Source organism: Paenibacillus sp. HWE-109 (genome assembly GCF_022163125.1).
Taxonomy (GTDB): Bacteria; Bacillota; Bacilli; order Paenibacillales; family NBRC-103111; genus Paenibacillus_E.
In genome coordinates this window covers 7,703,759-7,715,952 of sequence record NZ_CP091881.1, presented here as the reverse complement: position 1 = coordinate 7,715,952, position 12,194 = coordinate 7,703,759, and the positions used below count along the sequence as shown (strand labels likewise).

11 protein-coding genes are annotated in these 12,194 nt (G+C 46.7%); 5 read left to right on the top strand and 6 right to left on the bottom strand.

Annotation, left to right across the window (positions count from 1 at the left end; translation table 11 throughout):
• Positions 1-35 precede the first annotated feature (35 nt).
• Positions 36-959, top strand: a complete 924-nt coding sequence (locus LOZ80_RS33160; RefSeq protein ID WP_238168516.1) for a peptidyl-prolyl cis-trans isomerase — start codon at positions 36-38, stop codon at positions 957-959.
• Between the two features lie 67 nt (positions 960-1,026).
• Here LOZ80_RS33160 and pdaA read toward each other — a convergent pair whose 3' ends face one another.
• On the bottom strand, positions 1,027-1,779 hold the full coding sequence (pdaA, locus tag LOZ80_RS33155) for a delta-lactam-biosynthetic de-N-acetylase (protein WP_238173187.1): 753 nt from the start codon (positions 1,777-1,779) through the stop codon (positions 1,027-1,029).
• Positions 1,780-2,065: 286 nt separating this feature from the next.
• Between pdaA and LOZ80_RS33150 the strand changes: the two genes are divergently transcribed.
• Positions 2,066-2,443, top strand: a complete 378-nt coding sequence (locus LOZ80_RS33150) for a hypothetical protein (RefSeq protein WP_238168515.1) — start codon at positions 2,066-2,068, stop codon at positions 2,441-2,443.
• Between the two features lie 52 nt (positions 2,444-2,495).
• Here the strand turns inward: LOZ80_RS33150 and LOZ80_RS33145 are convergent, their stop codons facing one another.
• The 3 genes from LOZ80_RS33145 to LOZ80_RS33135 all read right to left on the bottom strand — a co-directional run bounded on the left by LOZ80_RS33145 (position 2,496) and on the right by LOZ80_RS33135 (position 7,257).
• Positions 2,496-6,056 (bottom strand): Npt1/Npt2 family nucleotide transporter, encoded by a 3,561-nt coding sequence (locus LOZ80_RS33145; RefSeq protein WP_238168514.1) that lies wholly within the window; start codon positions 6,054-6,056, stop codon positions 2,496-2,498.
• A 146-nt stretch (positions 6,057-6,202) separates the two neighbouring features.
• Positions 6,203-6,430 carry a DNA-binding protein gene (locus LOZ80_RS33140; RefSeq protein ID WP_189012569.1) on the bottom strand — a complete coding sequence of 76 codons (228 nt, stop codon included), beginning with the start codon at positions 6,428-6,430 and terminating at the stop codon, positions 6,203-6,205.
• A gap of 71 nt (positions 6,431-6,501) precedes the next feature.
• Entirely contained in the window at positions 6,502-7,257 is a 756-nt protein-coding gene (locus LOZ80_RS33135) for a GTP pyrophosphokinase (RefSeq protein WP_238173186.1), read from the bottom strand.
• 244 nt (positions 7,258-7,501) lie between these two features.
• Between LOZ80_RS33135 and LOZ80_RS33130 the strand changes: the two genes are divergently transcribed.
• Positions 7,502-8,305, top strand: coding sequence for a coiled-coil domain-containing protein (locus LOZ80_RS33130; protein ID WP_238168513.1), 804 nt, complete (start codon positions 7,502-7,504; stop codon positions 8,303-8,305).
• Positions 8,306-8,340: 35 nt separating this feature from the next.
• Here LOZ80_RS33130 and LOZ80_RS33125 read toward each other — a convergent pair whose 3' ends face one another.
• Positions 8,341-8,832 (bottom strand): CcdC protein domain-containing protein, encoded by a 492-nt coding sequence (locus tag LOZ80_RS33125; protein ID WP_238168512.1) that lies wholly within the window; start codon positions 8,830-8,832, stop codon positions 8,341-8,343.
• Positions 8,833-9,094: 262 nt separating this feature from the next.
• Between LOZ80_RS33125 and LOZ80_RS33120 the strand changes: the two genes are divergently transcribed.
• Positions 9,095-9,277, top strand: a complete 183-nt coding sequence (locus LOZ80_RS33120; RefSeq protein WP_238168511.1) for a hypothetical protein — start codon at positions 9,095-9,097, stop codon at positions 9,275-9,277.
• A gap of 95 nt (positions 9,278-9,372) precedes the next feature.
• On the opposite strand, the gene LOZ80_RS33115 is transcribed toward LOZ80_RS33120, so the two are convergent.
• On the bottom strand, positions 9,373-9,915 hold the full coding sequence (locus tag LOZ80_RS33115; RefSeq protein ID WP_238168510.1) for a DUF3231 family protein: 543 nt from the start codon (positions 9,913-9,915) through the stop codon (positions 9,373-9,375).
• 156 nt (positions 9,916-10,071) lie between these two features.
• Between LOZ80_RS33115 and LOZ80_RS33110 the strand changes: the two genes are divergently transcribed.
• Positions 10,072-12,189, top strand: coding sequence for an S-layer homology domain-containing protein (locus tag LOZ80_RS33110; RefSeq protein ID WP_238168509.1), 2,118 nt, complete (start codon positions 10,072-10,074; stop codon positions 12,187-12,189).
• Positions 12,190-12,194 lie beyond the last annotated feature (5 nt).

Below are 12,194 nucleotides of genomic sequence, written 5' to 3'. Positions count from 1 at the left end.
AGGAAAACAACCGCATTGAAGGGAGCAACGGATAGATGAATACTCATATAAAAACGAACCGCGCTTGGAAATGGGTAAGCACCGTGCTGCTGCTCAGCATGATCGCTTATGTTCTAATTTATCCTCCATTGAAGAAAGCTGAAGGGTCCACGGCAATGGCCGCCGGTACGGCTGTAGCCAAAGTCAACGGGGTCACCATCAGCAGCTCACAGCTCTATGATGCGATGCTGGCTACAGGCGGCGATCAGACTTTAGACTCTTTAATTACAGAGGAGCTTATTAATCAGGAAAGCCAAAAATCCGGTATTCAGGTAACGGATGCAGATATTCAAGCCGAATTAACCAAGGTCCAAAGCTCGTATGGGTCCGACACCGAGTTTCAGCAAGCTCTTACCTCCTACGGCATGACCCTCGATGATTTGAAAAAGAATATGAAAACGCAGGTCCTGCTCAAGAAAATATTAGCTCCTCAAGTGACAATTACTGATGATGATATTAAAAAGTACTATGATGCGAATCTGGAATCTTTGAAAACACCTGAACAGGTACAAGTTTCCCATATTGCTGTTGCAACCAAGGAAGAGGCCGATGCCCTCGCAGCGGCATTGAAAGCGGGAGGCGACTTCGCAGCTTTAGCCAAGGAGAAATCGTTGGATGCCGCAACCAAAGACAAATCCGGCGAACTTGGTTATATCGCCAAGGGCAGTGCAGATGCCGCGTTCGAAACGGCTGCCTTCGCTATGAAGGTGGGCGCTAACAGTGACCCGATTCCGACCAGCACAGGATATGACATCATTAAAGTAACCGATCATAAAATGGCTGCGACACCTACGCTAGAGGAGAAAAAAGAATCGATCAAGCAGTCCTTAACCGATGAAAAATTGTCTACTCTCGCCTCCAGTTGGCTGGAAGAGCAGAAAGGCAAATCGACGGTAGAGAATTATTTAACTAAAAAATAGGCAATTCTCTTAACTTAATTCCGACATGAAAAGGAGGTCCCGCACTCGTGCGAGGGACCTCCTTTTTTCATGGCGTATGTGTCTTCATCTGATCGAGACTCTTGAACTCGTACCCTTGGCTTCTGGCATCGTCAATGATTTTGGCGAGTGCTTCGGTATTATCTTTGGATACCGAGTGCAGCAGAATTACAGCGCCCGGATGAAGTTGGGCCATCACGTTCTTGTAGGCGTACTGCCAGCCTTTCTGCTGCTTAGGCTCCCAGTCACGGTAAGCCACAGACCAGAACACATTCGTGTAGCCAAGCTGCTGACTCACGGCTAAGGACCGGCCGTTGAAGATCCCCCGCGGCGTGCGCAGATAGCGCATTTCCTTCTGGTCGGTCATCGCGCCAACGCCTTCTTTCACTTGATCCAACTCTTTGCGAATGCGCTCCGCGGAGATTTGGCTCATGTCCGGATGACTCCAGGAATGGTTGCCGATCAAGTGGCCTTCCTGCGCCATACGTTTCAGCAGCTCAGGCTCCGTCTTGATGTAATGCCCCGTCACAAAGAAAATGGCCGGTACTTGCTTCTCCTTCAGAACGTCCAGAATCTTGCCTGTATACCCTTGCTCATACCCGTTATCGAAGGTTAAGTACAATTCTTTGACGGTGAGATCGCCTGTAAAGATAGCGGCATGCTGCTGCAAAAGACCTTTGAAACCTTCCTCGTCAATCGATGGTCGCTGCCCATTTGCGCTTTTTTTGAAGCCGAAATGGTAGGAACCGTCGGCGGATACCAACGTCGCTTGCCCTAACAGCATCGCAAGCACGAGGGTCATGATACGGATGTAGTTCACGGGTGCAGACTCACTCCTTGCCTTTTGTGATTGGTTACAGCGGACTAGGCTGTTACTAATATGCCACATTTTAGACGGTGATTATGTGAGGAGCAGGAGTGAGCGCCGCAGGGTAATACTGGTATCTATAGCCTCATTCTTGATTCAAAAGCATCCAACTTGGTTAATAAGGTATATAGCCCCATACCACTTCGCATCCGTCTGAATATAGATAAGCATACGCTATGTGAGGATGACGAATCGTTTGAATAGTAGAAAAGAGGATACAATGAACACGAAACAAATGCTTATGGCCAGCACCGTCGCCATCACGTTAAGTATGGGTGGAACGACTTGGACGCACTCGGCTTATGCAAATCCGATAACTAACAAACAACATACTAAGCCCATAAAAGAGGATCTGCTACAAGTCTTAGGAGTGCCCTCAGATGACGATATCTACAAAGCACAATATAACGGACAGTCGCTGGCTGACATTGCCGCAGCCAACCAGGTTGATGTCCAGAAGGTTATTGAACTTCAACTAGCTGAGTTAACTGAACTGTTGAAAGAACGGCTATCCAGCGGCAGCATTACACCTGCACAATATCAGGCACAGCGAGATGAGCTGCCCGAGATTATTGTCAGAAGTGTCTATGCGTTATAGTAAAGGGGCAGCCCACACGCAGAGAAATCTACGTGTGGGCTGCCCCTTTATGTTAAATCATGCCTCTGAGTCGATCCGCGATAACGCGCATCATGCTTCGCAGGACATCGATATTTTGGAAACAGAAGGTCATGACCTGATCGCGATGAAGCTCAAGCAGCACTGTACCTTCCTTGGCCGTGCAATCGGCGGAACGAGGCCCGCTGTCGATGATAGCCATCTCACCGAAGAAGTCCCCTTCTCCCAGAACGGCGTACTCCTCACTACCACTATGCACCCGGACACGCCCTTCAATGATGCCATACATGGTATCACCGAAATCGCCGGTTCGGCATATCGTTTCACCGGGTCCATAAGCGACTTCATCAACCCGCTGCGCAAGCCACAGGAAATCATCGGGTGCCAGATGCGTGAACAAATCGATCTTTTGCAAGACCAGGATGCGCCGCAGCAGGACTTCGTCCTTGGTCAGCTCATCGGTCCTGTGGGCCATAGCGAGGGCCGCGGCTGCCCCTGATTCGGCCGGCTGCAGCTCCATTTCACGGGGATTCGCTTGCTTGCCTCGCGCCAATTCAGAACGCAGCCGCCGCGAAAGCAGCTTCATCATTTCAACTGCAATGCTTGTCTGATCGAACATCATATCATAGAAAACGGAAGAATCGAGCTTCCATAGGAGGACATCTTCCTCAGCTTTAATCGACGCTGTACGCGGCCCCTGTGTCAGAATAGCCATCTCGCCGAAGCAATCTCCGCGCTTCAACTCGCCGAGCAGCTGCCCCTGCCGGTACACGCTGGCACGCCCGCTTCCCATGATCATTAAGGAATCGCCAGGATCTCCTTCCTGAATGATGATCGTTCCCTTCTGCACATGCAGATGGTGAAGCCTTTGAGCGATCTCGGAGAGGTCCTTGCTTGTCATTCCTTGAAACAGGGAGACAGGGCGGAGCATTTGTACCCGAAGCATCAGATCGGCCAGTTCTTCATCGTGTGAAGTCCCCAACTTCCGCAAACGATGATGCTGGATCGTTTGGGTGAGCCAGTCGTCTCCTTGTGCGGACAACCAGCTCAGATGAGCTTCAAGCTGCGAATCGGCTGCGGCATTCCGCGTTATTTTACGAGAACCTGACATGAACTTCGCCATTTCCGTGCGAAGACTGCCTTGCAGCGTCTGGTCCATCACTTCCTCCGCATTCGCTTGCTGCCTCGTATCTCCTTCTGACCAGTCCAGGAACACAGCTTGCATCGTCTGCTCTTCATAGATCAGAGATAGTAGTTGAAAGATACGTCGACTGATCGCGACTCGTATTTCATTAATGATATCCTTAATATCTGCATAGTCCTCCACCCCAACCAGACAAGATCCATGTTCCGCAAATTGTCCGTATACGTGCAGTTCCTGCAAGAGATAAGCCTCGGTTTTCTGGCGATCTACATAAGAGCTTCTTCGCTGCATGCGAAGCAATGATTCGAGCAACCGGTCACGCATCTCATAAGTAGCTGACTCATAGGAAGCGAATAGCTGATCAAAAGCCGACTGCGTAGCAAACCGTTCGAACACGGCCGGTAGATACAATGCGACTTCCTTCTGGTCCAAATAGGGCGCCAGCTTAGGCAGCACATCTTCCTCATTGTAAGCCGCCAGCGCGCTAATCGCGTAACGGCGGGTTTGGCTGTCTTTTAACAAGCTAATAATCGATATCAGCAATGGAGGAACGTGCAGAATCGCAGCGGATTCCAGTGCTCTTATGCGAACTTGTGGACTGCTGTCCTGCAGCAGCGAAATAAGCGGCTTGTAGAAGTTTTTCACACGAATTTGGCCGAACAAAGCAGCCATCGCGATGCGTTCCTCATCCTTCCCGCTCTCCATCATTTCTTTCAATTTGCCAACGGCCCGGAACATCCCTTCAATGCTGTAGTACTTTACTAGTCCGGCTATTGCAGCAGCTTGGACATCGACCAGCGGAGAATCCAGGTGAGCTGTAATCTCATCGACATACTCCTCTTTCGCATAAGCGGCCAGTGCTAGCAAAGCTTTCGCTTTAATCTGGGTGTTCGCATCCGCGGTCAGAGATTGCAGAGCTGCTTCAAAGCCATCAGGCACCTTTTGCTCGATATATGCCAAGGCTTCCAGACAGAGTTCGGGAATCGGATGCCGCAGCAGCCCGTCCAAATAAGGCGTCAGATCGAAAGCATCCATCTCCCGTAAAAGGCCAAACGCATACAGCGCCTGCTGCTTGTCCATACTGGAAAGCGCGTCAATCAGAATTTGCCGGCTTGCAGGGTCCATTAGGTTGAGCTCGACCTTTTGGAGATCGTCGCCTCCCGTCTTAAGGTTGGACAGCAGGGTGCTTAAATACGCTTTTTTCACTTTCACCCCGGCAAAAATCCCAACCGCCAATAACACGAGAACAAGATAACTCAGCTGCTCAGGAGCTAGAAAACGGGAGACGACAAGCAGGCAGACCGCCGCAAGTCCTTTGGCGCCATTCCGCACAATGCCGTCCAGGAATCCTTTCGCTTTGCCGCGCCATTCCGGAGGAACTGGGAACATGACCAATTGGCTGACAGAGGAATAGATCGTGTCGCCGATGACCTTATCACTGCCTTTCACCACAACAGCCATAGCTAACACGGGCACTATCAAAATGCCCAAACTGCCGGTCAGCAGCGCAATTGGAAAAATAAGCAGTGCCGTCATCACACCGAATCGCGTCAGAATTCGTCCGGAGATAAATAATTGAACGCCTAAGGCGATCAACCCCGAAAATCCGTAGAAACTTCCCATAAACCCAGCCAATGCTTCATTCTGCAAAGTCCCTCGCAAGATGACCTTGAATTGATAATCAATGAGCGTCAGCGAGACCACTAGAGCCGCCGACAAAATAGCCACATATTTCAAATGCGGGACGCTCGCGAAGAGGCCTTTTTTCTGCTGATCCACCTGCTTCGGCTTTGCTGTTGATTTCGGCTGCGCAGGTTTTCTTTCTGCCGCCTCTTTGGCCACTCGTAAAATAACATATACCGCAGCCAAACCAAGCAATTGCAAGCCTGCATAGAAATAAATCAGATTCGCCGTGCCGACGAGCGGGACAAGCGCTTTTAGTCCAAAACCACTGAGAATCCCGCCTGTAATGCCCCCGCTTCCAACAATCCCAATCATCTGCTTCGCTTTCCTTTGATCCATGACAGAGGTCGCGAACTGCCAGAAACATACGATCATGAGGAAATTAAACACATCATAACCGATATAGATGACCGGGAATACCCAGCGCAGCTCAAGCCCTACACCGAATCTCGAAACTAATACCAATGCCGAAATAAGCGGAATTAAGCTCTTCATGAGGCTCTCAAGCCGCACTTTAGGCGAGAACCGCTGAAACAGGATGCCTGCGGTAATCATGACAAGAGCTTGCGGCAAATACATCAAGGATAGATACGAATTATCAAATCGGCTTAAAAAGAGCGTATCTGCCGCTGTCCGACCAATCGTGGATGCCGACACGACACAAAATAAATAAGCAAACAACAGGAATACCTTGCTGTATTCCACCTTATCCTCTGTGAATTTATGCAAAAACGTTTTGTAGAACTTTCCTGACCATACACCGTTCATTTTACACCTCATCTTAGAATCAACGACCAACTTCCATCTATTGAAATTGTATCAGAAGTCCTAGGATAAAATAACTACCCTGCCCGAATAAATCAAATAAAAAAAGACACGCTCCCAAGGAGGTGTCCTTCACTTCATACCGATTTTCATGATTTCCCGATGATTTCATCGATCTCGCTTTTGAGCAGCAGATAGCGGTGCACACTTCTCATGATCGGCACCTTGGTCAACTTATTTTTGTCCACGTAGAGTTTCATTTGATCTTTGGTAAGACCCAAATATTCCCCTGCTTCCATCACCGTTAAAACAACTTCATTGCTTGTAGCGTTGAACGTTGACTTCACTTTTTGATTCCAATCTTCAAATACCTGCATGTGCTCGCAACACCCTTCTAGTCCGATTCTTGTATTATACCACAAAAATCAACTCTTTGCGGGCGGAGGAATTATTGGGAATCACCATCGCTTAAAAGTTCCAGCAAAGCCTGCGGCAGTGCAAACTGCTGGTTGTTGATAACGATCCGGTTGAGGGTTTCATCCGCTGTTGACGTCTGCTCTTCCTTGATTACTTCGATTTCGGCATGCAGTCTTTCCATTTGCAGATCCAGCGCATACGCAGCCGCAGCTGCTTGCTTCAATTCATCCAACAGCCTGCCGGGCACCGCTTGATTGCCTTGATTAAATTTGTAGTAAATCTTATGTTCCAAACTCGCCCAGAAATCCATCGCAATGGTGCGAATTTGAACCTCAATGCATACATTTTCTTTCCGATCAGACATATGTACGGGGACTTCAATTAACAAATGCAAACTTTGATAGCCGTTCGGTTTCGGATGTTTAATATAGTCTTTTTCTCCTAGTACCTTCAGGTCACCTTGGTTTTTGAGCATATTGCTGATCACATAAATATCGGAGATGAAAGAGCACGTAATCCGCATACCGGCAATATCTTTAATGCTGTCTTTAATCCCTGAAAATGAAAAGTCGCCGCCCTTGCGACTCAGCTTATGAAAAATGCTTTCCGGCGATTTCAACCTGGATTTCGTATGCTCAATCGGATTATATTCATGCAGCATTTCGAATTCCTGCACCAGAATTTCCACCCGTGTCTCCATCGCATCCAGAGCGAACTTGTACGTCATCATGAAACGGGTAATATCATTTTTGAACGTTTTCAAATCATTTATAGAAAGTTGATTCATCATCGTTGTTCCATCCTTTGGTCATGGTTATTTTACCAGTCTTACCTAGTGTAAAGCACCGGGTTCACTTGGAGCAAATTTGGCGTTCGTATTGACACTTTCTGGATGTCTTGGTATAGTACAGCTAATCTATTTTGAGCGAATACTTACGTCGGAAGCACCCGTAAGATCAGGCTAACTGCCTGTCTTGCTGGTGCTTTTTTGTCGTATTCCTCACCATTTCCCCATTCGAAGGAGGATTTCATTGAAAAATTATATCGTGCTGCTCACCGCTCTTGCCTTCGCCTCAGCGCTCCCCACAGAAGTCGCCGCCGCCTCCATTGAATTCACATCCACGATTCAAACCTCACTGGACAAAACTATTGCGAGCGCTTCGCAAATCCAAGCACGAACCATTCAATCTTTACACACCGAATTCCTGAACCTTCAAAAGCAAGATCAAAACTGGGAGAGCAAGATCGACTCGCTGCACAACCGAAATAAAGATACCGCGGCAACCGTTAATAAGCAAAGCAAAGAGATCGACAATGCTAAGATCGCTAGCTTGGAAGCTGATGTCTTACAGGCAAGAGAACGGCACAAGCCCTTATTATCCCGATATACCACTTTAAATAAACAGATTGAGGCGGCCCGCTCATTTAAAAGCAGAAGCTTAAACGCGCTGCTCCGCATTCAAGCCACCGCACTCAAAATCCCCGTCGGATTCGCGCGAGCTGATATTGCCTCCAAAGTGAAAATTCACAAAACCGCCAAAGACAGTGCTGCCCAAGCGGCCAAAAAAATCCGCGATCGCCTGGATGATATCGATCCGATAAATGCTCAAATCAAAGCCAAGCAAGGGGCTATCAAAGCAACGCAAAACAGCTTATCTTCGACATGGAGCGCTTTTAAACAAGCGGCCAAGAAGTCAGACCCGACTGGGGTACAGAACTCTCTATCCTCCATGGTCTCACTATCGCGCCAAATCATTGAGGAGGAGCAAAAAATCTTTAAACTGGAATCCACGGTTAGCGAAACGTTGGCGGCAATTCAATTGCAAATGAATTAACCGGATAAAAAAAAGACACCGAAATGGTGCCTGCGTTAGAAATTAGCGACCCTGCGATATTTCAGGAAACTTCCAATCCGCCAAACACAGATATACAAGTAGGCCATCACCATCGTAAGCAAAGTGAACTCTGTATAGTCCAGGCTTTTAAAATATTGGGATAAAGCGACTCGAAGAATGATGATCGCAATGAGCACATATTTGAAATTCTTATTTTTCTTGGCATACACAAGTCCATCCTCACGCTTCTCGTACCCTGTGTGATAGAGCATGATACTGCCTAGTCCAACCCCTAGAACACCTGCGCACAATATTTCCCACAATGCCGGCAGATGAAACGGATGATCTGGTATATGTGTTAACGAACTAATCGAGAAGCCAAATACAATCAGCAAGAGAACGACAGGGGTCAGCATGCCAATCCCCTTGTTGCGAATAGGTCGGCTTTTGCCGCGCGTTCGAAGCCAGATAACCAATATGATAATGACAGCACCAATCCCATAGCCAATCAACGTTTCAACATTCATGTGATCTTCCCTTTCATTTCTCGGATGGCAGCCAAAGAGCCCGCTCCAATTTCTCATGAATTTATTTTAGCGTATTTGTGTTGAGATGCAATCAGACCGCAGCAAGAACACCATGTCCGTCTTTAGGCGGAGTAAGTCAGGACTCTTCACAAAATAAAACGCCACCTCTCTTTTGTAAATATATCATTTACTTAGGGATAATACTCCAGTTACATATCCACCGTACAATGAAGCTATCTTATTGTGACGGAGGCATCGAACTATGACAGCAAAAATACTTGTTGGATTTGTTTGTATATTATCCCTATCCGCTTTAGGTGTTGGTGCAACAGAGAATCACAGCCATATCGTGCCTCCTTACTCGCCAGAACTTTATAGCTCCACCGCACAATTTGAATATGAATTTGAATGGTTGAATGGAACCATCCTCGCGAACCCTCAATAACAAGTGCCTCTGGTTTATGCAAGCATATAAAAAGCCACCTCCTTTTGGTTAAAGAAGTGGCTAGCTATCAGGTGAACCTTGTTCATGAAGTAACCTTACCTTACAGGTGCTTCCGGTTTAAAATACGGGGGCGCTTTAAGCCATCCTCTTCTTACCAATAGATCTTTTAACGTTATGGCGAACGTCAACTTCTTCATCTGAAACTTGGCAAACATGAGAGCTACATCCGGTCGCACAGCCTCAGTCAATCCCCGGCAAGCATAATTGATGCCTAACACAAGATTGAAGCTGAGCAGACTTGCAATCTCCTCATCTGATAATCTGGAGCCCTCCGGGATATCCCGAAAATCCCCGACTGGTTTATCCGGTGATAGCTCCGTTAACGGGACACCCTCTGCATTTAAAAACGCAATCAATTCCTCAAATATCGGACGATGAACATCATTAATAACTTCCTGCAGCTTTTCCTTAAGTTCAGGATCCAGAGCAATATTAAAAGACACCTGCTCACCGCGCATGGTTTGTTCCGTAGCCGTCAAATAAAACCAAAGATTCATGACCTCTCCGACATTTAAAGGCGGCTTTTCGCCATCCAGAAACGGCTTAATCGTATCATTAAGTACCTCTAGGATATTCATGTTCGCAGCTCCTTTTTACTAGTTATATTACCCTTTAACCCCATATTTTATTAACTGGTACATAAGGCATTTACTGCGGCCCAATGTATAGCAAAATGTACTGGCCTACGATATTATTGGGTTAACAATAACTAATAAGGCGGTGCTGCTCGAGTCATGATTTTCCAGGCATTCGGCAAAAAAATTTCCAGTATTTTAATTGTAATCCAGTTTCTTTCTTTATTTAGTTCTTCTTTAGCTTTCGCGCTAGATGATCAGAACACTCCCCTTAGTGAATCTTCCGTTAATTCGGCAACCTATGGGAATCAAACCATTCAGGCGACGATTACGTCCAGCACTTATTCACTTCCTGCCGATGGCGTCAGCCAGACATTAATAACGGTTCAACTCCTTGATCAGAACGGCATTCCATTATCGCATGATCCAGGAGGATTGCAGTTATTCGCGTCTATCGGATCCTTGGGAAATGTAAACTTTCAGCAAGCCGGCTCCTATCATGCCACATTGACTTCTCCAGATTTATCCGAAAAAATTAGGTTTCAATCAGATCCCGAATCCGATGTGCTTATTCCACTGTTAGCAGGCACCATTAATTTGCCCCAATCAGATGGTAGCTCTATTAAAATGTCGATGGAGTTAACCTATGAAACCTATGGCAAATATACAGCTGTTTTAACTTCTCCTACAACTCCGGGGACAGCGATAATTACAGCCACTTTAAATCAGACTCCTTTTCCCACGCAAGGCATGGTGAATTTTTCTCCAGTAATAGATCCTGTCCTTATTGAAGGAATATCATTCGGCAGGAATGTTTATCAATTAAATGCCGGGGAAACCGTTCAGACGGCTTTGACTGCGCGTTATTCCAGCGGAACTACCGTTCACATAACTTCTGCTGCTTCCTACACTTTACAAGATCCAAGAATTGCAACGATTACCCCCGATGGTTTAGTTAAAGGTATTTCAGAGGGAACGACCGTACTCACGGCTGTTTATCAAAATATGACATCATCCACAGAAATTCGTGTGGCTGCCCCTGTTACAAATAACCCAAATCCTTCATCTGGATCCGGAAATGGGATTGGTTCACCACAACAGCCACCGAAACACTTGATTCAAATATTTGATAGCTCTCCTAGTGGCAGACATGTCGAAATTTCATCTCAACAGTTACAAGATGGCATTATTAAAGTGAACTCTGCTGAACGAAATGCAGAAATGAAAATAACAGCACTTCAGCAACGGCAACTGCTTGCTGAGAACCCAAGCTTACAGATCAGATTTCAGACGGCTGGCGCTTCGATCAATGTCCCATTAAGTGAAATGAAAATTGGAGAGTTTTCCCGTTTATTAGGCATTCCGGAGAGCGAATTAACCGTTAGCTATACGATTGCTGAAGCCGCCCTGGCTCAACAGCGAGATATTCAAGAAAGAGCAGGTTCTTTACACGCTAATTTGATATCAAAGCCGGTAGAGTTCCAAATTAATCTTTATCGTGGCGATGATAAAGTGGGCTCAGTAACTTCATTCAGTCCCTATATTTCACGGACGATTAATCTGCTCACATCGAATCTATCAGATACCGCAACAGGAGTACGAATAGATCCCGGATCAGGTGAGTTCCGTTTTGTACCTACACGGTTTGAAGTCGTTGACGGAAAGAAAGTGGCTGTCTTGCTAACGAAAGAATTAAGCAACTATGTGATTATCGATCATAAGACGTCTTTTGTGGATATGCAGAAACATTGGGCACAAGAAATTGTTGAAACAATGGCTTCTAAGATGATCATCCAAGGAAAGGAGCAAACCGTCTTTGATCCAGATGAGTCAATTTCAAGGGCAGAGCTTGCTGCTTTGCTGGTCAGATCATTGGGCTTGCCGGATGTAGAAACACCATCACCTTTTGCGGATATTAAGGGTCAGTGGTACGAATCCACAATTAACTCAGCTTATAGGTCCGGGCTAATTAACGGGTATGCAGATGGTACGTTTCAAGCGGAACGGACGATTAACCGTGAGGAGTTAGTTACCATGGTACTTCGCGCTTTAGAATACACCAAATTCGTTCCTCAAGGTGACAATACCGGTGTAAGAGGCGCGTTTCAAGATCAAGCTGCTTTCTCTGACTGGGCTAAAGCGATGATATTGAAAGCATCTGCTTTGGGGCTTGTAGAAGGCGATACCACGGGACGCTTCAATCCTGACGGCAAAGCATCACGCGCAGAAGCTGCGGCAATTCTCTATCGCATGCTGCGCTCGATTCAGTTCCTTTAAACTAA

Bases quoted from the DNA above. Each gene is read 5' to 3' on its own strand.
- LOZ80_RS33160 (WP_238168516.1), top strand. From the start codon at position 36: ATGAATACTCATATAAAAACGAACCGCGCTTGGAAATGGGTAAGCACC.
- pdaA (WP_238173187.1), bottom strand. From the start codon at position 1,779: ATGACCCTCGTGCTTGCGATGCTGTTAGGGCAAGCGACGTTGGTATCC.
- LOZ80_RS33150 (WP_238168515.1), top strand. From the start codon at position 2,066: ATGAACACGAAACAAATGCTTATGGCCAGCACCGTCGCCATCACGTTA.
- LOZ80_RS33145 (WP_238168514.1), bottom strand. From the start codon at position 6,056: ATGAACGGTGTATGGTCAGGAAAGTTCTACAAAACGTTTTTGCATAAA.
- LOZ80_RS33140 (WP_189012569.1), bottom strand. From the start codon at position 6,430: ATGCAGGTATTTGAAGATTGGAATCAAAAAGTGAAGTCAACGTTCAAC.
- LOZ80_RS33135 (WP_238173186.1), bottom strand. From the start codon at position 7,257: ATGAATCAACTTTCTATAAATGATTTGAAAACGTTCAAAAATGATATT.
- LOZ80_RS33125 (WP_238168512.1), bottom strand. From the start codon at position 8,832: ATGAATGTTGAAACGTTGATTGGCTATGGGATTGGTGCTGTCATTATC.
- LOZ80_RS33120 (WP_238168511.1), top strand. From the start codon at position 9,095: ATGACAGCAAAAATACTTGTTGGATTTGTTTGTATATTATCCCTATCC.
- LOZ80_RS33115 (WP_238168510.1), bottom strand. From the start codon at position 9,915: ATGAATATCCTAGAGGTACTTAATGATACGATTAAGCCGTTTCTGGAT.
- LOZ80_RS33110 (WP_238168509.1), top strand. From the start codon at position 10,072: ATGATTTTCCAGGCATTCGGCAAAAAAATTTCCAGTATTTTAATTGTA.